The sequence below is a fragment of the Pseudomonas beijingensis genome, from assembly GCF_030687295.1.
In the GTDB taxonomy this organism is placed as follows: domain Bacteria; phylum Pseudomonadota; class Gammaproteobacteria; order Pseudomonadales; family Pseudomonadaceae; genus Aquipseudomonas; species Aquipseudomonas beijingensis.
In genome coordinates this window covers 5,997,292-6,019,052 of record NZ_CP117425.1, presented here as the reverse complement: position 1 = coordinate 6,019,052, position 21,761 = coordinate 5,997,292, and the positions used below count along the sequence as shown (strand labels likewise).

The 21,761-nt window shown below is 63.8% G+C and carries 17 protein-coding genes and 2 pseudogenes; 14 read left to right on the top strand and 5 right to left on the bottom strand.

Translation table 11 applies throughout. The annotated features are described in order from the left end of the window. Positions 1–17: 17 nt before the first annotated feature. The 5 genes from pyrR to gshB form a co-directional block, all read right to left on the bottom strand. Positions 18–524, bottom strand: coding sequence for a bifunctional pyr operon transcriptional regulator/uracil phosphoribosyltransferase PyrR (pyrR, locus tag PSH84_RS26765; protein ID WP_305468751.1), 507 nt, complete (start codon positions 522–524; stop codon positions 18–20). Positions 525–609: 85 nt separating this feature from the next. Further along, on the bottom strand, positions 610–1,047 hold the full coding sequence (ruvX, locus tag PSH84_RS26760; RefSeq protein ID WP_039590497.1) for a Holliday junction resolvase RuvX: 438 nt from the start codon (positions 1,045–1,047) through the stop codon (positions 610–612). Next, positions 1,047–1,616 carry a YqgE/AlgH family protein gene (locus PSH84_RS26755; protein WP_018609528.1) on the bottom strand — a complete coding sequence of 190 codons (570 nt, stop codon included), beginning with the start codon at positions 1,614–1,616 and terminating at the stop codon, positions 1,047–1,049. The genes ruvX and PSH84_RS26755 overlap by 1 nt, the downstream gene beginning before the upstream one ends. 214 nt (positions 1,617–1,830) lie before the next feature. After that, positions 1,831–2,727 carry an energy transducer TonB gene (locus tag PSH84_RS26750; protein WP_122567390.1) on the bottom strand — a complete coding sequence of 299 codons (897 nt, stop codon included), beginning with the start codon at positions 2,725–2,727 and terminating at the stop codon, positions 1,831–1,833. Between the two features lie 76 nt (positions 2,728–2,803). Then, the gene (gene gshB / locus PSH84_RS26745) at positions 2,804–3,757 is read right to left on the bottom strand and encodes a glutathione synthase (RefSeq protein WP_053188919.1); all 954 of its coding nucleotides are present in this window, start codon (positions 3,755–3,757) and stop codon (positions 2,804–2,806) included. A 224-nt stretch (positions 3,758–3,981) separates the two neighbouring features. Between gshB and pilG the strand changes: the two genes are divergently transcribed. From pilG to mdcH, 14 genes and pseudogenes are all read left to right on the top strand, one after another. Further along, positions 3,982–4,410: a twitching motility response regulator PilG gene (gene pilG, locus PSH84_RS26740; RefSeq protein WP_122567389.1), complete on the top strand. Its 429-nt coding sequence runs from the start codon at positions 3,982–3,984 to the stop codon at positions 4,408–4,410. A 45-nt stretch (positions 4,411–4,455) separates the two neighbouring features. Further along, on the top strand, positions 4,456–4,821 hold the full coding sequence (gene pilH / locus PSH84_RS26735; RefSeq protein ID WP_003206465.1) for a twitching motility response regulator PilH: 366 nt from the start codon (positions 4,456–4,458) through the stop codon (positions 4,819–4,821). Positions 4,822–4,831: 10 nt separating this feature from the next. Further along, complete coding sequence (locus PSH84_RS26730; protein ID WP_122567388.1) at positions 4,832–5,371, top strand: chemotaxis protein CheW; 540 nt, start codon at positions 4,832–4,834, stop codon at positions 5,369–5,371. Positions 5,372–5,576: 205 nt separating this feature from the next. Continuing rightward, a pseudogene (locus tag PSH84_RS26725) lies at positions 5,577–7,638 on the top strand (methyl-accepting chemotaxis protein). A gap of 186 nt (positions 7,639–7,824) precedes the next feature. Further along, positions 7,825–13,768 (top strand): annotated as a pseudogene (locus PSH84_RS26720) (Hpt domain-containing protein). Continuing rightward, complete coding sequence (locus PSH84_RS26715) at positions 13,761–14,231, top strand: chemotaxis protein CheW (RefSeq protein ID WP_305468749.1); 471 nt, start codon at positions 13,761–13,763, stop codon at positions 14,229–14,231. Before PSH84_RS26720 ends, PSH84_RS26715 begins: the two are co-directional and overlap by 8 nt. A 387-nt stretch (positions 14,232–14,618) precedes the next feature. Further along, positions 14,619–15,248: a nucleotidyltransferase domain-containing protein gene (locus tag PSH84_RS26710; RefSeq protein WP_305468748.1), complete on the top strand. Its 630-nt coding sequence runs from the start codon at positions 14,619–14,621 to the stop codon at positions 15,246–15,248. A gap of 439 nt (positions 15,249–15,687) precedes the next feature. Further along, on the top strand, positions 15,688–17,358 hold the full coding sequence (gene mdcA, locus PSH84_RS26705) for a malonate decarboxylase subunit alpha (RefSeq protein ID WP_122567382.1): 1,671 nt from the start codon (positions 15,688–15,690) through the stop codon (positions 17,356–17,358). Further along, a complete protein-coding gene (locus tag PSH84_RS26700; protein WP_305482033.1) occupies positions 17,359–18,240 on the top strand; it encodes a triphosphoribosyl-dephospho-CoA synthase in 882 nt (293 codons plus the stop codon). Beyond that, positions 18,240–18,539 (top strand): malonate decarboxylase subunit delta, encoded by a 300-nt coding sequence (locus PSH84_RS26695; RefSeq protein ID WP_003206454.1) that lies wholly within the window; start codon positions 18,240–18,242, stop codon positions 18,537–18,539. The genes PSH84_RS26700 and PSH84_RS26695 overlap by 1 nt, the downstream gene beginning before the upstream one ends. Next, positions 18,532–19,383: a biotin-independent malonate decarboxylase subunit beta gene (locus tag PSH84_RS26690; RefSeq protein ID WP_305468746.1), complete on the top strand. Its 852-nt coding sequence runs from the start codon at positions 18,532–18,534 to the stop codon at positions 19,381–19,383. Before PSH84_RS26695 ends, PSH84_RS26690 begins: the two co-directional genes overlap by 8 nt. Further along, complete coding sequence (mdcE, locus tag PSH84_RS26685; protein ID WP_305468745.1) at positions 19,380–20,183, top strand: biotin-independent malonate decarboxylase subunit gamma; 804 nt, start codon at positions 19,380–19,382, stop codon at positions 20,181–20,183. Before PSH84_RS26690 ends, mdcE begins: the two co-directional genes overlap by 4 nt. Continuing rightward, positions 20,177–20,800 (top strand): malonate decarboxylase holo-ACP synthase, encoded by a 624-nt coding sequence (locus tag PSH84_RS26680; protein ID WP_305482032.1) that lies wholly within the window; start codon positions 20,177–20,179, stop codon positions 20,798–20,800. The genes mdcE and PSH84_RS26680 overlap by 7 nt, the downstream gene beginning before the upstream one ends. Then, entirely contained in the window at positions 20,797–21,717 is a 921-nt protein-coding gene (gene mdcH / locus PSH84_RS26675) for a malonate decarboxylase subunit epsilon (RefSeq protein WP_305482031.1), read from the top strand. Before PSH84_RS26680 ends, mdcH begins: the two co-directional genes overlap by 4 nt. Positions 21,718–21,761: the final 44 nt, after the last annotated feature.

Genomic DNA, 21,761 nt, shown 5'->3' with positions numbered 1-21,761 from the left:
GACTCTTACAAGGGCAGTTAAAGGGCAAGGTCTTGCAGTTCGAGTTGCAGCGGCGACGGCCCGGAGAGCTTGACCCGCTCATGGGCGGCCAGCGTCAGCGTCGCACCGACCACGTTCGGCCGGATCGGCAGCTCGGCGGCGTCCAGGTCCAGCAGGCATACCAGTGTCACGCTGGCTGGGCGGCCGTAGTCGAACAGTTCGTTCATGGCGGCGCGGATGGTCCGGCCGCTCATCAGCACGTCGTCGATCAGCACCAGGTGCTGGCCTTCGATCTCGAACGGCAGCGCCGAGGGGCGTACTTGCGGGTGCAGGCCGTTCTGGCTGAAGTCGTCGCGGTAGAAGGACACATCCAGGGTGCCCAAGGGCGATTGGCTGCCCAGTTCATCGAGCAAGGCCTGGGCGACCCAGACGCCACCGGTGCGAATGCCGATGTAGCGCGGTTCGCTGATGCCGCGTTGTTCCAGGTGTGCCGTGAGACGAATCGCCATCTGGCTGATCAGTTCGGCAGGATTGGGCAGGCTCATGCTGGCTCCTTCAGGTTCCCGGGCCGGTGGTGAGTGGCGCGGCTTATCGCTAAAAGAAAGCGCCTTGGCGGCGCTTTGTAAAAAATCAGGTTTCAAACAGGGCGGTGTTGGCGTCGAGCCAGCCTTGCAGGAGCAGGGCGGCCGCAATGGCGTCCACCGGATTGTCGCGGTAACTACCTTTCTGCCCGCCGCGCACCAGGCGCTCGCCCTTGGCCTCGAAGGTGGTCAGGCGCTCGTCATGGGTATAGAAGGGCAGGTTGTAGCGGCCATTGAGCCGGCGGGCGAACTTTTCGGCGCGCAGGCACATGTCACTGGGTGTGCCGTCCATGTTCAGCGGCAGGCCGACCACCACGGCATCGGGTTTCCACTCCTTGATCAGCGCTTCGACCTGGTTCCAGTCCGGAACGCCATTCTGCGCCTTCAAGGTGCACAACTCGCGGGCCTGGCCGGTAATGACCTGGCCGACCGCTACGCCGATCTGTTTGGTGCCGTAATCGAAGCCCAGCAGCAAGCGCAGGGCCATCAGGCGTGTCCTGCCTGGCTGGTGAGCAGGCTGAGGTTGACCCCCAACCGGCTGGCCGCCGCTTCCAGGCGCAGTTCGCTGCTGGTGTTGAACAGGATGTCGGCGTCGAACGGGCAAGTCAGCCAAGCGTTGTCGGCCAGCTCGGCTTCCAGTTGCCCGGGTTCCCAGCCGGCATAGCCGAGGGCAATCAGGCTTTTTTCCGGGCCGACGCCGTCGGCGATGGCGAACAGCACGTCCTGGGAGGTGGACAGCGACACGCCGTCCAGGTCCACCGTGGCCTGGTATTTGGGACCCGACGGATGGAGCACGAAACCGCGGTCGGTCTGCACCGGGCCGCCGATGAAAATCGGCACATGCTGGCACAAAAGTGGCGGTTCTACGTCGGGGCGCAACTGCTCAAGAATGTCCGCCAGGTTCAGCTCCTGCGGGCGATTGATCACCAGCCCCATGGCCCCATTGGCCGTGTGCTCGACGATGTAGGTCAAGGTATGGGCAAAGTTCGGATCGGCCATGTGCGGCATGGCGATCAGGAAGTGATGCTTGAGGTAGGTGGGGCTGACGTTTTTCATAGGCGCTAGTGTGGCGGCGCAGGGCCGAACTGACAAGCTGGGGATGTGCAGGAAATGCCTCGATCTGGAAGGCGACACCGATCAAATGTGGGCTGTGTGGGAGCAAAGCTTGCTCGCGATCCAGGCGCTACGGTCCTCAAGAGACCGCGGCGTTTTCATCGCGGGCAAGCCTTGCTCCCACAAAGCCCGCTCCCACAAGGGGATTGGCGGTGGGTCAGTTACTGGACAGGCGATCGCCCCGGGCGAACTTCCAGGTGCGGATGATTTCCAGCCGGTCGATGTCCGACAGGTCCCCGGTAAACGGTGCGAACGGTGCCGCCAGGCGCACGATCCGCTGGGCGGCCTGGTCCAGCAGCGGCTGGCCGGAGGATTCCAGTACCAGCACTTCATACAACGAGCCGTCACGGTTGATCGAGACCATTAGCCGCAGGTTGCCGTAGATCTGCTTGCGTCGCGCTTCGTCGGGGTAGTTGAGGTTGCCGATGCGCTCGACCTTCTTGCGCCACTCGTCCTTGTACCAGGCCCCCTTGTCGCGCATGGTCGAGGCGGCGCTCAGGCGGTGGATGCGCGGGCGCTTGGCGTAGAGCTGTTGCTCCTGGGCCAGTTCGGCTTCCAGGCTGGCGATGTCGCTGGACAACTGGGAACTGTCGAAAGTCGGTGCCGGGGCCTTGGGCTTGGGGTCGGGCTTGACCTCTTCCTTGACCGGGGCTTTTTTCGGCTTCGGCGCCACGGTGGTCACGGCCGCCTTGGGTGCCGTCTCCTGCACTTCGGGCTTGGCCGCTGGCGGCGGGGTGACTTTCTGCACCGTGTTGTCCTGGAATGGCGCGATCTCGGTGGTCTTGGGAATCGCCTTTTTTTCCAGGGTGCCGCTGCCTTGCTGGTTTTCCTGGGCGAGGAAATCGGCCTTCTTGGGCTTGGTCTCGCTCTTGAAGGTGGCCAGGGTAATTTCCAGGGTCTGGCTGATCTGCTTGGGCTCGACCGTGGCAAACCCGACGCCCAGCAGCAAGGCCAGGTGGATCAGCGCCGCCAGGAACAGGGTAAAACCGAGGCGATCAGCCGGGCGCACGCCACGATGGGCGAGCTCTAGGGGCAGATCGGACGGAAGTGTCATGACAAGGAAACCAACATCGCGTTTTTTTCAGGCCGGGCATGATAACGCAATGTGGGTTTCCTTCAGCAGATCTGGATCAACGAGCCTTGAGCTTCTGATCGATGGCATCCATCAGCATGCCGCCGATGTCCGTGCCAAAGGCGTTGTCGATCTCGCGAATGCACGTCGGGCTGGTGACGTTGATTTCCGTCAGGTGCTCGCCGATCACGTCCAGGCCCACGAACAGCAGGCCTTTCTCGCGCAGGGTCGGGCCGACCTGGGCGGCGATCCAGCGGTCCTTCTCGGTCAACGGCCGCGCCTCGCCACGTCCGCCGGCCGCCAGGTTGCCCCGGGTTTCGCCAGCGGCCGGGATACGCGCCAGGCAATAGTCCACCGGTTCGCCGTCGATCATCAGGATGCGCTTGTCGCCATCGACGATGGCCGGCAGGTAGCCCTGGATCATGATCTGCTGCTGGCCGTGCAAGGTCAGGGTTTCCAGGATCACCGACAGGTTCGGGTGGCCAGCTGTGTGCCGGAAGATCGAGGAGCCGCCCATGCCGTCCAGAGGCTTGAGGATCACGTCGCCGTGATGGTCGGCAAATTCGCGCAATACGTCCGGGCGACGGCTGACGATGGTCGGCGGCGTGCACTGCGGGAACAGCGTGGCGAACAGCTTTTCGTTGCAGTCGCGCAGGCTCTGGGGCTTGTTGACCACCAGCACGCCGGCGTTTTCCGCTTGTTCCAGCAGGTAGGTGGAATACACGAACTCCATGTCGAACGGCGGATCCTTGCGCATCAGGATCACGTCCAGGTCGCTGAGCAGTGCGTCGCTTTCGTCGCCCAGCTCGAACCACTTCTCAGGGTTGGCGAAGACCTTCAGCGGCTTCATCCGCGCCCGTGCCTGGCCTTCGGCCTGGTAGAGGTCGCGCTGCTCCATGTAGAACAGCTCCCAGCCGCGCTTCTGAGCGGCCAGCAGCATGGCCAGCGAGCTATCCTTTTTATAGGAAATGCTGGCGATAGGGTCCATGACAATGCCGACGCGTACGCTCATGGCTTGGTTCCTCGAAAAGTGATGGGCACATAATGGCGTGAAAAAGTGGCGTCAGAGTGGCGCCCGGAAGTTTGGCGGTCAAGGAAAAACCACCGCGCCGAGCGGCCGATAGATCGGCGATGGAGACTGTGCTAAAAAGGCTGCCATGTGACGTGCGGGCCTTGAACATCAAGGGTTTGCGCTGTCGATCACACTTACGCGTTAAAAATCGGTTCGCAGTGGCAATGGCAGAGCATCTCACGCAGCAACCCAGCGCCTTGAAGGTCATGGTCATCGACGACTCGAAGACCATCCGCCGCACCGCCGAAACCTTGCTGCGCAACGTGGGCTGCGAGGTGATCACGGCCATCGACGGTTTCGATGCCCTGGCCAAGATCGCCGATCATCATCCGGGCATCATCTTCGTCGACATCATGATGCCGCGCCTCGATGGCTACCAGACCTGTGCCCTGATCAAGAACAACAGCGCGTTCAAGGCCACGCCGGTGATCATGCTGTCGTCCCGGGATGGGTTGTTCGACAAGGCCAAGGGGCGCATCGTCGGTTCCGATCAGTTTTTGACCAAGCCGTTCAGCAAGGAAGAACTGCTGGGAGCGATACAGGCCCATGTCCCGGGCTTTGCCGCTGTCCAGCCGCACCAGGCACATCAATGACACTCGGCCAACGGGCCTGGGGTCGACAAGAAAATGGGGAACACCATGGCACGAGTTCTGATCGTCGATGATTCGCCGACTGAAATGTACAAACTGACCGGCATGCTGGAAAAGCATGGTCATCAGGTCCTGAAGGCCGAGAATGGCGCCGATGGCGTGGCCCTGGCCCGCCAGGAAAAACCCGACGCGGTGCTGATGGACATCGTCATGCCCGGCCTCAACGGTTTCCAGGCCACGCGCCAGTTGACCAAGGACCCGGACACCGGTCATATCCCGGTGATCATCATCACCACCAAGGATCAGGACACCGACAAGGTCTGGGGTACGCGCCAGGGGGCGAAGGACTACCTGACCAAGCCGGTGGACGAAGAAACCCTGATCGCGACCTTGAACAAAGTACTGGCGGGTTGACGGCGCGGCCATGAGCCAATCCCTGACGGCCTTCGAGCTGCTGCTGCAGATCGACCGGCGTTGCCGGCTGCTGGGGGCGGACCTGCCTTCCCAGCCGACCCACCGCGTTGGCTGGAGCGGCATCGGTTTTCGCCTGGGCGAGCACTGGTACGTGGCGCCGATGGGCGAAGTCAGCGAAGTGCTGCACGAGCCACGTCACACGCATTTGCCCGGGGTCAAGCCGTGGGTGCGTGGCGTGGCTAACCTGCGCGGGCGCTTGTTGCCGTTGATGGATTTGTGCGGGTTCTTCGGCCATGAGCTGTCCACCGTGCGCAAGCAGCGGCGGGTGCTGGTGGTGGACCACGACGAGGTGTTCGCCGGGTTGCTGGTGGACGAGGTCCTCGGGCTGCAGCACTTTGCCCAGGACAGCCTGGAACCGCTCCTGGTGGACGATCTCGACGGTCCGGAGGCGGCCTTCGTCCAGGGCCGGTTCGGCGGCGAGCGCGAGTGGCAGGTGTTCAGCCCGTTTGCCCTGGCGCGGTCGCCGGGGTTCATGGATGTGGCGATTTAACAAGAGACAGCGCAGGCCCCTTGTGGGAGCGAGCCTGTGGGAGCAAAGCTTGCTCGCGATGGTGGCGCCTCGGTTGACGAAAAACTGTGTCGCTCTCATCGCGGGCAAGCCTTGCTCCCACAGAGCCACACTGATTGAGCAGGCTGCACAACACTACAGTTAGTTAATAGCAGTGAGTTGGACTGGGCAGCACAGGCGAGAACCGATGATCAAAGCAAAAACAGGCAAGCCACTGGAAGCGTCGCGCAGTCGTTCGCAGATCATCGTGCTGTTCGTCGCACTGATCGTCTTTCATCATGCTGCTGTTCGCCAACTTCGCTTACCTCAACACCCAATCCACCTACGACAAACAGTACATCGGCCATGCCGGTGAGCTGCGGGTGCTGTCCCAGCGCATCGCCAAGAACGCCACCGAGGCCGCTGCCGGCAAGCCCGCGGCGTTCAAGCTGCTGAGCGACGCGCGTAATGACTTCGCCCAGCGCTGGGGTTACCTGAAGCAGGGCGACCCGGTGACCGGCCTGCCGCCTGCGCCCGCCACCCTGCGCCCGCAGATGCGCGCCGTGCAGCTGGATTGGGAGCGCCTGCTCAAGAACACCGATGCCATCCTCTCCAGCGAGCAGACCGTGCTGTCACTGCACCAGGTGGCGGCGACCCTGGCCGAAACCGTGCCGCAGTTGCAGGTCGAGTACGAAAAAGTCGTCGAAATCCTGCTGCAACGTGGCGCGCCGGCCACCCAAGTGGCCATGGCCCAGCGCCAGTCGCTGCTGGCCGAACGGATTCTCGGCGCGGTGAATACCGTGCTGGCGGGGGACGAAAACGCCAGTCAGGCCGCCGACACCTTCGGTCGCGACGCGGCGCGTTTTGGCCAGGTGCTCAATGGCATGTTGCAAGGTGACCCGGCCCTGAAGATCTCCCAGGTCCAGGATCGCGATGCCCGGGCGCGGCTGAGCGAAATCAGCGAGCTGTTCGAGTTTGTCTCGGGCTCGGTGGATGAAATCCTCGAGACCTCCCCGGAGCTGTTCAAGGTCCGCGAATCGGCGGGCAACATCTTCAACCTGTCACAGACCCTGCTCGACGAGGCTTCGCACCTGGCCACGGCCTTCGAAAACCTCGCCGGCGGGCGTTCCGTCAATACCATCGGCGGTTATGTGCTGGGGCTGATGGCGCTGATGTCGATCATCCTGATCGGGCTGGTAATGGTCCGTGAGACCAACCGCCAGTTGCACGAAACCGCGGAAAAGAACGAGCGCAACCAGAACGCGATCATGCGGCTGCTGGATGAAATCGAGGACCTGGCCGACGGCGACCTGACCGTCACGGCCTCGGTCACCGAGGATTTCACCGGCACCATCGCCGATTCCATCAACTACTCGGTGGACCAGCTGCGCGATCTGGTGGCGACCATCAACCTCACCGCCGGCCAGGTCGCCGCCGCCGTGCAGGAAACCCAGGCCACGGCGATGCACCTGGCCCAGGCGTCCGAGCACCAGGCCCAGCAAATTTCCGAAGCTTCGACTTCAATTAATGAAATGGCCCAGTCCATCGACCAGGTCTCGGCCAATGCCGCCGAATCGTCGGCGGTGGCCGAGCGCTCGGTGGAGATTGCCAACAAGGGCAACGAGGTGGTGCACAACACCATTCATGGCATGGACAACATTCGCGAACAGATCCAGGACACCGCCAAGCGCATCAAGCGCCTGGGTGAGTCATCCCAGGAAATTGGCGACATTGTCAGCCTGATCGACGACATCGCCGACCAGACCAACATCCTCGCCCTCAACGCCGCCATCCAGGCGTCCATGGCCGGGGATGCCGGGCGCGGGTTCGCGGTGGTGGCCGATGAAGTGCAGCGCCTGGCCGAGCGTTCTTCGGCGGCGACCCGGCAAATCGAGACCCTGGTGCGGGCGATCCAGGCCGACACCAACGAAGCGGTGATTTCCATGGAGCAGACCACCACCGAAGTGGTGCGCGGTGCGCGGCTGGCCCAGGATGCCGGCGTCGCCCTGGAAGAGATCGAAGGCGTGTCCAAGACCCTGGCGGCGCTGATCCAGAGCATCTCCAACGCGGCGCAGCAGCAGACCACCTCGGCGGGGCAGATTTCCTTGACCATGAACGTGATCCAGCAGATCACCACGCAGACTTCGTCGGGCTCCACCGCCACGGCTGAAAGCATCGGCAACCTGGCGAAAATGGCCAGTCAGCTGCGCCGTTCGGTGTCGGGGTTTACCTTGCCGGCGAAGCCTTCGGTCGAGGAGGACAAAGCGTGACCAACCGGATCCATCCGTTGGAAAAGGCTTTTTGTGGCGAGGAGGTTTCTGTGGGAGCAAGGCTTGCCCGCGATGAAGATAACGCGGTACTTCGGGAACCGAGGTGTTTGCATCGCGAGCAAGCTTTGCTCCCACAGATCAATCCCTTTCCTGCAGGCGTGTTGTGTTCTCCTGATTGGAGTGGTTATGGGTGATCGGCACGACTACGTGGCCCTGGAATGGGTCAAGGGCGAGATTGCCGAAACGCTGAAGCAGGCGCATCTGGCCCTCAACCGCCTGGTGGACGATCCCCAGGCGTCGGATGCCCTCGGGCAATGCCTGGCCTGCATTCACCAGGTCCACGGCGGCCTGCAGATGGTCGAGTTTTACGGTGCGGCGTTGCTGGCCGAGGAGATGGAGCAGCTGTGCGCCGCCCTGCAGGACAACCGCGTCACCCATCGCGACGAAGCCATCAGCCTGTTGAGCCAGGCCCTGGGGCAGTTGCCGATCTACCTGGATCGCATACAAGGCGCCCGCCGCGATTTGCCGCTGGTGGTACTGCCCCTGATCAACGACCTGCGCAGTGCCCGGGGCGAGAGCCTGTTGTCGGAAACCAGCCTGTTCAGTCCCGAGTTGCCCGATATTGCGCCGCTGGGCAATGAGGCCTTGCGGCGCCTCGAACCCGCCGACCTGCCAAACACCTTGCGCAAATGGCGCCAGACCCTGCAAATGGCCCTGGTGGGCCTGCTGCGCGAACAGGATGACGCGACCCACCTCGGTTACCTGGCCAAGGTTTTCCAGCGCTTGGAAACGTTATGCGCCGGGGCACCGCTCAATGCGTTATGGCAGGTGGCGTCGGCGCTGGTCGAAGGCATGCGTGACGGGCGCATCGCCAACAGCCCGGCGCTGCGCAGCCTGTTCAAGGAAGCCGACAAGGAACTCAAGCGCCTGCTGGACCAAGGCATGCCCGGCATCAATCAACCGGCACCGCCCCACCTGCTCAAGAGCTTGTTGTTCTATATTGCCAAGGCCGAACACCCCAGCGGGCAGATGCAGATCATGAAAGAACGCTACTCACTGGACGACGCGCTGCCCGACAGCGCCATGGTCGACGAAGAACGCGCGCGCCTGGCCGGGCCCGACCGCGATGCCATGCGCTCGGTGCTTGCCGCGCTGTGCGAGGAGTTGGTACGGGTCAAGGAGCGCCTGGACCTGTTCGTGCGCAGCGATCGCCAGCACGCCTCGGAGCTGGACAGCCTGCTGGCGCCGCTGCGGCAGATTGCCGACACCCTGGCGGTGCTGGGCTTCGGCCAGCCGCGCAAGGTCATCATCGATCAACTGGCGGTGGTCCTGAGTCTCGCCCAGGGCCAGCGCGAGCCGGACGACGCGACCCTCATGGACGTTGCTGGGGCCTTGCTCTACGTCGAGGCGACCCTGGCCGGCATGGTCGGCACCGTCGAGCCCGAGAGCCGTGAAGACACGCACCTGCCCACCACCGACCTGACCCAGATCCACCAGATCGTCATCAAGGAAGCCCACACCTGCCTGCAACAGGCCAAGGACATGATCGTCGACTACATCGACGCGGACTGGAACAGCGAGCAACTGCAACCCTTGCCGGCGCTGCTGACCCAGGTGCGCGGGGCACTGGCGATGATCCCCCTGAGCCGTGCCGCCAGCCTGGTGGAGGCCTGCAACGCGTTCATCCGTGACCATCTGCTGCTGGAGAAGGCGCAGCCGGGTTGGGAAGAACTCGACCACCTGGCCGACGTGATCACTGGCCTCGAATACTACCTGGAGCGCCTGAGCGAAGACCCGGAAACCCCTGGCGAGCCGTTGCTCGATGGAGTCGAGCGGAGCCTGGCCGCGCTCGGTTATTTCCCTGACGAAGCACGGGTACCGGTGCTCGATGATGTGTTGAGCGCCAACGAAGCCCAGGTCATGCAGGACTTGCAGGAACTGGATGACCCGCAGACGGTGCAGTCCTTGGCCCAGGTGCTGGCCAGCCCGGTCTCGGCGGTCAATCCGCCGGCCAAGAGCACCCCGGGCAGCCTGTTGCCGCCACCACTGGACGAGAGCCCGGTGGACGACGAGTTGCGCGAGGTCTTCCTCGAGGAAACCGCCGAGGTGCTCGACGTCCTGCGTGAATACTTGCCGCGCTGGAGTGCGCATCCCGACGACCACGGTGCCCTGAGCGAACTGCGCCGGGCCTTCCACACCCTCAAGGGCAGTGGTCGGATGGTCCGGGCGCTGGTGCTGGGTGAACTGGCCTGGGCCGTGGAAAACCTGCTCAACCGGGTACTGGAGCGCAGCGTCGAGCCGCAGGCGTCGGTCCGTCAGTTGATCGAAGACACGGTGCAGTTGTTGCCGGCCCTGGTGGCCGAATTCGCCGCCAATCGGCAGCGCCAACGCGACGACGTCGACCGCCTGGCCGCCCGCGCCCATGCCCTGGCCAAGGGCGGCGATGCAGACGATGAAGACGATGAGCAGGACGTGGCTGCGCTCGATCCGCTGCTGTTGAAGATCTTCGACAACGAAGCCCAGGGCCACCTGACCAGCCTCAATCGTTTTCTCGACCAGGCGGCCGACCATCTGCCGTTGCAGGCCAGCGATGAATTGCAGCGAGCCTTGCACACCCTCAAGGGCAGCGCGTCCATGGCCGGAGTACTGCCCATCGCCGAGCTGGCCGGCGCGATGGATGAACTGGCCCGGGAATACCGGGCGCACCTGATCGCCCTCGACCTGGATGAGGTGGAATTGCTCCTGGAGGCGGACGGACTGCTGCGCCGCGGCCTGCGCCAGTTGCACAGCGAGCCGCTGGCGCCGATCCCCGGCGCCGAGGATCTGATCCAGCGTGCCCAGGCTCTGTTGGCCGAGCGTCTGCACGCCGCCAACAGTGCGCCGGACAAAGCACTGCGAACCAAGCGCGATCCACAACTGATCAACAACTTCCTCGCCCAGGGCATGGACATCCTGCTGGACGCCGAAAGCCTCTTGCAGCGATGGCAGCAGCACCCCGGTGAAGGCCAGGAACTGAGTGCGCTGCTGGATGAACTGACCACCCTCGGCGAAGGCGCGCACCTGGCCGACCTGCACCCGGTGGACGAACTCTGCGAAGCCTTGCTGGACCTCTATGGCGCGGTGGAAGAAAGCAGCCTGGCGGTTAGCGATGAATTTTTCCAGCAGGCTCAGCTCGCCCATGAAGCGCTGATCGACATGCTCGATGAGCTGGCGGCCGGGCAACATGTGCGTCCGCAGCCCGAGCGGGTAGCGGCCCTGCGTCGCCTGCTCCAGGAGAGCCTCGACCCGTCGGCCACCGGCCTGATCCGCAGCGACGGCAGCCGCACCCTGAGCATCCGCGAACTGAGCCACGCGACGGCGGAAATGGAACGTGACGCGTCCGCCGAGACCTCGATGGAAGAAGATGACCTCGCGTCGATTTTCCTCGAAGAGGCCCAGGACATCCTCGAAAGCGCCGCCCAGGCCCTGCAGCGCTGGTTGGCCGATCCGGACAACGGTGCGCCGCTGTCCTCGCTGCAACGTGACTTGCACACCCTCAAGGGCGGCGCGCGGATGGCCGACATCCGCCCGGTGAGCGACCTGGCCCAGGAGCTGGAAAACCTTTACGAGGGGCTGGTGGATCGGCGCTACAGCTACAGCGAGGAGCTGGCGCAACTGCTCGGCAGCAGCCACGAACGCCTGGACCTGTTGCTCGGGCAGTTGCAACAGGGCCAGCCGTTGGGCGATCCCGTTGCGCTGATCGACTCCATCCGCAGGTTCCGCCAGGACAAGCCGAACGCCATCGAGACGAGCGCCGCGACCCGAGCCGACGGTGCCGGCCATGATCCCGAGTTGCTGGAAATCTTCCTGGGAAGAAGGTTTCGACATCCTCGACAGTTCAGGCGCGGCGCTGCTGCGCTGGCAGGAAGAACCGTCCAATCGCCAGGCCGTGGAAACCCTGCTGCGGGATTTGCACACCCTCAAGGGTGGCGCGCGGATGGTGGAAATCGTCCCCATCGGCGATCTGGCCCACGAGCTGGAAAACCTCTATGAAGGCCTGTCGGCGGGCCTGCTCCAGCCGACCCCGGCGCTGTTCGCCTTGCTGCAAAGCAGCCATGACCGACTGGCGCAGATGCTCGACGCGGTGCGCGCCGGCCATTCGTGCCCGCTGGCTGATCGGCTGATCGCGCAGATCCAGGCGGTGAATCATCCCCAGGAAAGTGCTGCACCACAGGCTGTCCCGACACCGGAGCCGATCACTGCGCCCATCGCCAGTCAGCCAGCGGCGCCCCCCGCCAGACAAGACCCCGGCGCAGCGGGCGACGGTGCGGACATGGTCAAGGTCTCGGCCGAACTGCTCGACGACCTGGTGAACCTGGCGGGCGAAACGTCGATTTTCCGTGGGCGCATCGAACAGCAGGTCAACGACGCACGCGTGGCCCTGGGCGAAATGGAAACCACCATCGAGCGCATGCGCGACCAGTTGCGGCGCCTGGATACCGAAACCCAGGGGCGAATTCTCAGCCGCCAGCAGGTGGAGGCCGAGCGCCTGGGCTACGAAGAGTTCGACCCGCTGGAGATGGACCGGCATTCCCAGTTGCAGCAGTTGTCCCGGGCGCTGTTCGAGTCCGCCTCGGACTTGCTCGAACTCAAGGAGACCCTGGATCGCAGCAATCACGATGCCGAGGTCCTGCTGCAACAGCAGGGGCGGATCAACACCGAACTCCAGGAAGGCCTGATGCGCACGCGCATGGTGCCGTTCGAGCGCATGCTGCCGCGGCTCAAGCGCATCGTCCGGCAAGTGGCGCAAGAGCTGGGCAAGGACGTGGAGTTCGTGGTCGGCAATGCCGACGGCGAGATGGACCGTAACGTCCTGGAGCGCATGGCCGCGCCCCTGGAACACATGCTGCGCAACGCCGTCGACCACGGCCTGGAACCGGCCGACGTGCGCATCGCCGCCGGCAAGCCGGCGCGAGGGCGCATCAGCCTCGACCTGTCCCGGGAAGGTGGCGACATCATTTTCGACATCCGTGACGACGGTGCCGGCGTGCCGCTGGAGGCGGTGCGGAGCAAGGCGATCAAGCGTGGCCTGCTGGCGCCGGACAGTGACATCAGCGACCGCGACGTGCTGCAGTTCATCCTGCAGCCGGGATTTTCCACTGCGGAAAAACTCACCCAGATCTCCGGGCGTGGCGTCGGCATGGACGTGGTCCACGAAGAGGTGCGGCAGTTGGGCGGCAGCATGATCATCGATTCCACGCCGGGGCAGGGCGTGCATTTCCGCATCCGCCTGCCGTTTACCGTGGCGGTGAACCGGGCGTTGATGGTGCATTGTCACGAAGATCAGTACGCGATCCCGCTGAACGCCATCGAAAGCATTGTCCGGGTGTTGCCCGCCGAGCTGGATGGCTATTACCAACTCGATCCGCCGACCTACACCTACGCCGGGCAACGCTATGAGCTGTGCTACCTGGGCGAGCTGTTGAAAACCGGCGCACGGCCGAAGTTGCTGGGCCAGAGCCAACCGTTACCGGTGCTGCTGGTGCAGTGCAACGAGCGGCACGTGGCTGTGCAGGTGGACGCTATCGCCGGAACCCGGGAGATCGTGGTCAAGAGCCTGGGGCCGCAATTCTCGGCGGTGCAGGGCTTGTCCGGGGCGACGATCCTGGGGGACGGCCGGGTGGTGTTGATTCTCGACCTGCTGGCGCCGATCCGCGCCTTGCCCCACCAGGTCCCGCGCCGCCAAGTGCCGGCTGAAGGCGAGGGCGAACCGCAACGGCCACTGCTGGTGCTGGTGGTGGATGACTCGGTGACGGTGCGCAAGGTCACCAGCCGCCTGCTGGAGCGCCATGGCATGCACGTCCTGACCGCCAAGGACGGCGTGGATGCCATGGCGCTGCTGGCCGAACACGCGCCGGACCTGATGCTGCTGGACATCGAGATGCCGCGCATGGACGGCTTCGAAGTGGCCACGCAAGTGCGCAACGACCCACGCCTGGCGCACCTGCCGATCATCATGATCACCTCCCGCACCGGCCAGAAACACCGCGATCGCGCCATGGCCATCGGCGTCAACGACTACCTGGGCAAGCCGTACCAGGAATCGGTGCTGCTCGACAGCATCGCCTACTGGAGCAAAAACCATGCATGAACATCGCGCCAGCCACCTCACCGGGTTGCTGCTGCCCCTGGCCGACCGGCATCTGATCCTGCCCAACGTGGCGGTGGCCGAACTGATCGACTACCAAAGCAGCGCCTTCGATCTGGACACGCCGCCGTGGTTCCTGGGCTGGGTGAGCTGGCGCGAACGGCAGATCCCGCTACTGAGCTTCGAGTCGGCCTGCGGCCAGAAAACCGTGATGGGCGAGCGCGTGCGCATCGTCGTGCTCAATGCCCTGGGCGGGCGGCCGGAGTTACGCTTCATCGCCCTGCTGGTGCAAGGCATCCCGCGCTCCTGCAAGCTCGACAGCCAGTTGAGCTACGTCGACGTGCCGCTGTGCGGGTTGGAGCAGGCGGCGGTACAGGTGGGTGAACATGTGGCGAAAGTGCCGGATCTGCTGGCGTTGGAGGAGTTGGTGGTGGCGGCGGGGTTGGTTCAGCACCACAAACCCTGAACCATGCACATCTCCACTGTGGGAGCGAGCTTGCTCGCGATGGCGGCTTGACAGCCGGCCTGGCTCTTGCGGGCGGTGTACACCCATCAGACCTGTTTGGGCTGGACCTGTTTGAGCAAGACCTGTGGGAGCAAAGCTTGCTCGCGAAGGCGGCGGCACATTCAGCATTGATGCAAGCAGACCCGTCGCTATCGCGAGCAAGCTCGCTCCCACATTGATTTATGTCGATTACTGGAATTCAGGCATGCCGCCGATTTAGCGACATATTAATTAATAGGTCCCATAAAGGGTCTGATCAGTCCCTTTATGGGACTTATTTATGCTCAAAGCTTGATAGGTCCCAAAAAGGGACCTATCGTTCCCTTTTTGGGACTCTTGGTATCCTCCATGAATCACCTCTCTCTCAGTAATGCTCTTTTCACTGCCACCCAGAAACGGGTCTTGGGTTTGTTGTTCGGTAAGCCGGATCAAAGCTTCTATACCAACGAAATTGCCCGCTGGGCTCAAGTCGGTAAGGGCAGCCTCATGCGGGAGTTAGAGCGCCTGCAATGCTCAGGTGTGCTCACCATGACGCGTCAGGGCAATCAAACCCATTACCAGGCCAATCCACATTGCCCGATTTACAGTGAACTGTTGGGCATTGTGCAAAAAACCAGCGGTATCGCCGAACCGTTGCGTCAGGCGTTGGAACCTTTTTCAGAACAGCTGAGTTGGGCGTTCGTCTATGGCTCCATTGCTAAAGGCCAGGCAAACGCATCCAGTGACATAGATCTCATGCTGATCGGTGAAGGCCTGCACTACAGTGAAGTCATGGAGCGGCTCATGCCCTTGGAAGAGCAGTTGGGTCGCCCGCTTAACCCGACTCTCTACACGCCCCAGGACTGGGCTGTGAAATTTGCCGCTGGCAACAGTTTCGTAGTGCGTGTAGCGAAGCAGGACAAGATCAATTTGCTGGGTGAAGACCCTTTGGAAACCAAGGATGGGCAAGCAAGAAAACCTGGAGAATCTGTTACGTAGCGGCGGCCTGAAAGCCGAGCCATCGGATCGTCAGGAATGCGAGGGCTTGATGCCGCCACCAATCGAAAGGTAACCATCAATCTGATGGGAGCGGGCTTGCTCGCGAAAGCGGAGTGTCAGCCACCTCAATGTCGACTGATACACCGTTTCGCGAGCAAGCCCGCTCCCACAAGGTAAGCATTTCAACCTGATAAATCGGCTCGATCGTACCCGCGTGGATACGATCAGGGGTGGGAGCTTGCTCGCGATGGCGACAGAACAGTCAGCATTGATGTGGCCTGACCCACCGCTATCGCGAGCAAGCTCGCTCCCACATTTTTGATTTGTGTTCATCGTGAACCATTACGCCAACCGTAACGATCCGCCGCGGAGCTTGATTGATGCCCTCGGCCCAACACTCCTAATGTGACCCCCACGACAGCGAACCCGTGGAGTGGTCATGACAACAACAATATCCCCCGACTCGCGCTGGACGCGGCGGCGCAGCGAGAAGCAGCGGCGGCTCGGGCTGGTGAAGGGGCTGGCCGACGGTGTGGTGTTGCCCACCGACAAGATCGTTGCGGCGCTGGAGGCGTTGATCCTGCCCGGCGACCGTGTGGTGTTGGAGGGCAATAACCAGAAGCAGGCGGATTTCCTCTCGCGCTCCCTGGCCAAGGCCGACCCGGGCAAGCTGCATGACTTGCACATGATCATGCCCAGCGTCGGTCGTTCCGAGCACCTGGACCTGTTCGAACGCGGCATCGCCCGCAAGCTCGATTTCTCCTTCGCCGGCACCCAGAGCCTGCGCATCAGCCAGTTGCTGGAAGACGGCCTGCTGGAAATTGGCGCGATCCATACTTACATCGAGCTCTATGCCCGGCTGGTGGTGGACCTGATTCCAAATGTGGTGCTCTCGGCCGGTTTCATGGCCGACCGCGCCGGCAATATCTACACCGGCCCCAGTACCGAAGACACACCGGCGCTGATCGAGCCGGCGGCTTTCAGTGACGGCATCGTCATCGTCCAGGTCAACCAGTTGGTGGACGACGTCAGCGACCTGCCGCGTGTCGACATTCCCGCGTCCTGGGTCGATTTCGTGGTGGTGGCCGACAAGCCGTTCTACATCGAGCCGCTGTTCACCCGTGACCCACGCCACATCAAGCCTGTGCATGTGCTGATGGCGATGATGGCGATCCGTGGGATCTACGAAAAACACAACGTCCAATCCCTCAATCACGGCATCGGTTTCAACACAGCCGCCATCGAATTGATCTTGCCGACCTACGGCGAATCCCTGGGCCTGAAGGGCAAGATCTGCCGCAACTGGACCCTCAATCCGCACCCGACCCTGATCCCCGCCATCGAAAGCGGCTGGGTCGAAAGCGTGCATTGCTTCGGCACCGAGTTGGGCATGGAAAACTACATCGCCGCCCGCCCCGACGTGTTCTTCACCGGCCACGACGGCTCGCTGCGCTCCAACCGCATGGTCTGCCAACTGGCCGGGCAGTACGCGGTGGACCTGTTCATCGGCGCCACGCTGCAAGTGGACGGCGACGGCCATTCCTCCACCGTCACCCGGGGCCGCTTGGCCGGCTTCGGCGGTGCGCCGAACATGGGCCACGACCCCCGCGGTCGTCGTCACGGCACGCCAGCCTGGCTCGACATGCGCCACGGCGATGGCGAGGCGCCGTTGCTCGAACGGGGCAAGAAGCTGGTGGTGCAGATGGTCGAGACGTTCCAGGAGGGCGGCAAACCGACCTTCGTCGAGACCCTCGACGCTGTGGACGTGGCGAAGAAAGCTGGCATGCCCCTGGCGCCGATCATGATCTACGGCGACGACGTCACCCACCTGCTGACCGAAGAGGGCATCGCCTACCTGTACAAGGCTCGCTCCCTGGAAGAACGGCAGGCGATGATCGCCGCCGTGGCCGGGGTCACCACCATCGGTTTGCGCCATGATCCGAAAGACACCGCGCGCATGCGCCGCGAAGGGCTGATCGCCTTGCCCGAAGACCTCGGCATCCGTCGCACCGACGCCACCCGCGAATTGCTCGCGGCCAAGAGCGTGGCCGATTTGGTGGAATGGTCCGGTGGCCTCTACAACCCGCCCGCCAAGTTCAGGAGCTGGTAAATGCACGCCTTCAACCTGCAACCGAAAAAACTGTCCTTGGCCGAGCACCTGGCGGACATGGCGGTGGATGCGCTGATCGACGAAGCCGACCTGTCACCTAAACCGGCTTTGGTGGACCGTCGTGGCAATGGCGCCCACACCGACCTGCACCTGGGCCTGATGCACGCCTCGGCGCTGTCGCTGTGGCCGGCGTTCAAGGAAATGGCTGAGGCCGCCCTTGAATGCGGCGAAATCGGCCTGCCGTTACGCGAAGCCCTCGGGCGCATCGGCCGTGAGGGGGAAGCGGCGATGCTCACGACCACCGACGGCGTGAATACCCATCGCGGGGCGATCTGGGCCTTGGGCTTGCTCGTGGCGGCGACGGCGCTGGAGCCTGAATCCAACGTCGCCAGTGCCGTCACGCTACGTGCCGCCCGTCTGGCCTTACTCAACGACCGCTACGCGCCGCAACCCCTGAGCCACGGCGCCCAGGTCGCCCAGCGCTACGGCGTGCGCGGTGCCCGGGAAGAAGCGCAACTGGCGTTCCCGGCGGTGACGGGCCTGGGCCTGCCGCAGCTCAAGCGCAGTCGTGCCGTGCGGCGGGGGCGGGGCGAGCAGAACGCCCGGCTCGATGCCTTGCTGGCGATCATGACCACCCTGGCCGACACCTGCGTGCTCTACCGCGCCGGCGAGCCGGGTTTGCAGGCCATGCAACAGGGCGCCAGAGCGGTGCTTGATGCCGGTGGCAGTGCGAGCCTGGGCGGTCGTCGTCAGTTGCACGCGCTGGACCAACAACTGATTGCCTTGAACGCCTCGCCCGGTGGCGCTGCCGATCTGCTCGCCGCCTGCCTGTTTCTCGACCGTATCGAACGCGGCGATGGCCTCTTCCCTGGAGTGTGCTGATGGAAACCTTATCCTTTGAATTCCCCGCCGGGCAGCCGCCACGGGGCCGGGCGCTGGTGGGCTGCGTCGGCTCGGGCGACCTGGAAGTGCTGATTGAACCGGGTCTGGCGGGCAAGCTGACCATCCAGGTGCAGACCTCGGTCAATGGCAGCGAGCAACGCTGGCAACATCTGTTCGCCCGCATGTTCGACGGCCAGACGCCACCGGCCCTGTCCATCGACATCCATGATTTCGGCGCCACCCCTGGCGTGGTGCGTTTGCGCCTGGAACAGGGCTTCGAGGAGATCGGCCATGACTGACAGCGCAGCGTTGCTCAACAAGCACAGCTTCGTCGAACTCGGTGCCCGACAACGGGCCAAGGCCTTGCTCGATGACGGCACGTTCCGTGAGTTGCTCGACCCGTTCCAGCGGATCATGTCGCCGTGGCTCTTGCGCCAAGGCGTGGTGCCGCAAAGTGACGACGGCGTGGTGATCGCCAAGGGCACGCTCGAGGGCCTGCCCGTGGTGATCGCCGCTATCGAAGGTGCGTTCCAGGGCGGCAGCCTCGGCGAAGTCGGCGGGGCGAAGATTGCCGGTGCGTTGGAGCTGGCGGCCGAAGACAACCGCAAAGGCATTGCGACCCGCGCTGTGCTGCTGCTGGAAACCGGCGGCGTACGGTTGCAGGAGGCCAACCTCGGGCTCGCGGCGATTGCCGAGATCCATTCGGCGATTGTCGATTTGCGCCAGTACCAGCCGGTAGTTGGCGTGGTCGCCGGCAGCGTCGGTTGCTTTGGCGGCATGTCCATTGCCGCTGGGCTGTGCAGTTATCTGCTGGTGACGCGGGAAGCGCGGCTGGGCCTGAACGGTCCACAAGTGATCGAGCAGGAAGCCGGCCTCGACGAATACGACTCCCGCGACCGCCCGTTCATCTGGAGTCTGACCGGCGGCGAGCAGCGGTTCGCCACAGGATTGGTGGACCGTTATGCGGCCGACGATGTGACGCAGATCCGCCAACAGGTCAGCCAGTTGCTGCACCTGGGCGTGCCCGCGCAACACCGCAGCGGCCAGGCCGAGTTGTTCCTGCAGCGCCTGGCCCGCTTGGACACTGCCGTGCAAATCGAACCGGTAGCGGTTCGTCAGCTGTATCAGGGAGAGCGCCCATGAATGCGTATTCATTGAGAGGTTTGCGCTGGTTCGAGGCCTTGAGTGGCGGTGCCAGCGCGGTGCAAGGCTTGCCGGCTTCGTTGAAAGTTGCCGACGTCAGACTGGGCGAGCAAACCGTACGCCTGCTCGCGGTGGTGGCTGATCCCGACAACCGCTTCCCGCGGGCACGCAACGGCGAAGTCGGCTTGCTGGAAGGCTGGGGCCTGGCCAAGGCGGTGGATGAGGCGATTGACGCCGACCGTGATGCGGTCAACAAGCGTGCGCTGATCGCCATTGTCGATGTGCCGAGCCAGGCCTATGGCCGGCGCGAAGAAGCCCTGGGCATTCATCAGGCCTTGGCCGGTGCGGCGGACAGCTACGCCCGCGCCCGATTGGCCGGGCATCCGGTGATTGGCTTGCTGGTGGGCAAGGCGATGTCGGGGGCGTTCCTGGCCCACGGCTACCAGGCCAACCGGTTGATTGCCCTGCGCGATCCGGGCGTGATGGTCCACGCCATGGGCAAGGCTTCGGCGGCGCGGGTGACCTTGCGCAGTGTTGAAGAGCTTGAGGCGTTGGCCGCCAGTGTGCCGCCGATGGCCTATGACATCGACAGTTTTGCCAGCCTGGGTCTGTTGTGGGAAACCTTGTCGGTGGAACAGATCGAGCAGCCGTTGGCGGAGGATCTGGAGCGGGTGACGGCGTGTCTGCTCCAGGCGATTGAAGATGTAGAGGCGGGGGCGCGGGATCTGAGTGGACGTCTGGGTGCGTACAACCGCATCGCGTCGAGCCGGGTTCGCCAACTGCTGAGAGAGCAGTGGTGAGTACGTTTCTGGCCCATGATCTGCTGTGGGGGATGACCCCGCAACAGTTGCCAGCGGATGCGCCGGCATGGGTGGTCGAGTCGATCACCGCCGGTCAACCGGTGGTGGTTCGGCGAGCGCTGATGACGCCGGATCGAATCGCGGTCGGCGTGCGCGGGCGCTTGCGCGAGCAGCGTTATGCAACGTCGATGGCGATCACGGCGATTGCCCGTCGTGTCAGGCCGGAAGACCTTTGTCACGTTGCCTCGACTCGCGACTTGCCAGCCCTGCAAGCGCTGTCCCAACTGCGCCCGCTGCTCGACGCCAGCGGCTGGACCTGGGGCGTCAGCGGTAGTGCCGGGTTCGAGCTCGCCACGGGGATCGAGGCGCTGCATGAGCGCAGTGACCTGGACCTGATCCTGCGCACGCCGCACTGTCTGGATCGGCTCCAGGCCAGGAAGTTGCTGACGCTACTGGATGCCTCGGTATGCGCTGTGGACATGCAATTGCAAACCCCTTGCGGCGCCGTGGCCCTGCGCGAATGGGCGGGTTCGTCCCGTCGGGTCTTGCTCAAGGATGACGTTCAGGCCCGGCTGGTGAGCGATCCTTGGCAACCTTCAGTGGGGCAGGTCGCGTGAGCAGCCTCTTCGTCTTTCCCGGCCAGGGTGCGCAGCGAGTGGGCATGCTCCATGGGTTGGCGCCGCGGATCCTGGACGAGGCGGGGGATGTGCTCGGTGAAGACGTCCTGCGACTGGACAGCGCCGAGGCGTTGCAATCGACCCGTGCGGTGCAACTGTGCCTGCTGATCGCCGGCGTGGCGGCGGCCCGCCGATTGCTGGAACAGGCCCCAGCGCCGGACTATGTGGCGGGGCTGTCCATCGGTGCGTATCCGGCGGCGGTCGTTGCCGGGGCGCTGGGCTTCGAGGATGCGCTGCGGCTGGTCAGCCTGCGCGGCGAGTTGATGCAACAGGCGTATCCGCAAGGCTACGGCATGACCGCGATCATCGGCCTGGACCTGGCGGCAGTGGAAGCGTTGCTGGCGCAGGTGCACAGCGACCGCACACCGGTCTACCTGGCCAACATCAATGCGGATAATCAGGTGGTTATCGCGGGCAGCGACGAGGCCATGAGCAGCGTTGCCAAACAGGCGCGAAGCCTGGGTGCGGGCAAGGCTTGTCGACTGGCGGTGAGCGTGCCGTCCCATTGCCCGTTGCTGGAGACCCCGGCGCAAGCATTGGCCCAAGCGTTTGCCGATGTGTCATTGAAAGTACCGGCCTTGGGTTATCTCAGCGGCAGCCGTGCCCGGCCGGTGATCAAGACTGAGGCCCTGCGCGACGACCTGGCCTTCAACATGTGCCGCGTCGTCGATTGGCGCGGCACGGTGCAAAGCGCCTACGAGCGCGGCGTGCGGTTGCAGATCGAACTGCCGCCCGGTGCGGTATTGACCGGGCTGGCGCGCCGGGTATTCGAGCAGGGCACGGTCATGGCTTTCGACGGCGCCCGGCTCGATACCTTGCAGGCGCTGTTGCGTGAGGAGGGAAGCCGCCAACCCTAGACCACCGACTCAAGCTGGCGAAGCACAAAAACAACAACTTCGAC

Coding starts and splice junctions, on each gene's coding strand:
- pyrR (WP_305468751.1), bottom strand. CDS start 524: ATGAGCCTGCCCAATCCTGCCGAACTGATCAGCCAGATGGCGATTCGT.
- ruvX (WP_039590497.1), bottom strand. CDS start 1,047: ATGGCCCTGCGCTTGCTGCTGGGCTTCGATTACGGCACCAAACAGATC.
- PSH84_RS26755 (WP_018609528.1), bottom strand. CDS start 1,616: ATGAAAAACGTCAGCCCCACCTACCTCAAGCATCACTTCCTGATCGCC.
- PSH84_RS26750 (WP_122567390.1), bottom strand. CDS start 2,727: ATGACACTTCCGTCCGATCTGCCCCTAGAGCTCGCCCATCGTGGCGTG.
- gshB (WP_053188919.1), bottom strand. CDS start 3,757: ATGAGCGTACGCGTCGGCATTGTCATGGACCCTATCGCCAGCATTTCC.
- pilG (WP_122567389.1), top strand. CDS start 3,982: ATGGCAGAGCATCTCACGCAGCAACCCAGCGCCTTGAAGGTCATGGTC.
- pilH (WP_003206465.1), top strand. CDS start 4,456: ATGGCACGAGTTCTGATCGTCGATGATTCGCCGACTGAAATGTACAAA.
- PSH84_RS26730 (WP_122567388.1), top strand. CDS start 4,832: ATGAGCCAATCCCTGACGGCCTTCGAGCTGCTGCTGCAGATCGACCGG.
- PSH84_RS26715 (WP_305468749.1), top strand. CDS start 13,761: ATGCATGAACATCGCGCCAGCCACCTCACCGGGTTGCTGCTGCCCCTG.
- PSH84_RS26710 (WP_305468748.1), top strand. CDS start 14,619: ATGAATCACCTCTCTCTCAGTAATGCTCTTTTCACTGCCACCCAGAAA.
- mdcA (WP_122567382.1), top strand. CDS start 15,688: ATGACAACAACAATATCCCCCGACTCGCGCTGGACGCGGCGGCGCAGC.
- PSH84_RS26700 (WP_305482033.1), top strand. CDS start 17,359: ATGCACGCCTTCAACCTGCAACCGAAAAAACTGTCCTTGGCCGAGCAC.
- PSH84_RS26695 (WP_003206454.1), top strand. CDS start 18,240: ATGGAAACCTTATCCTTTGAATTCCCCGCCGGGCAGCCGCCACGGGGC.
- PSH84_RS26690 (WP_305468746.1), top strand. CDS start 18,532: ATGACTGACAGCGCAGCGTTGCTCAACAAGCACAGCTTCGTCGAACTC.
- mdcE (WP_305468745.1), top strand. CDS start 19,380: ATGAATGCGTATTCATTGAGAGGTTTGCGCTGGTTCGAGGCCTTGAGT.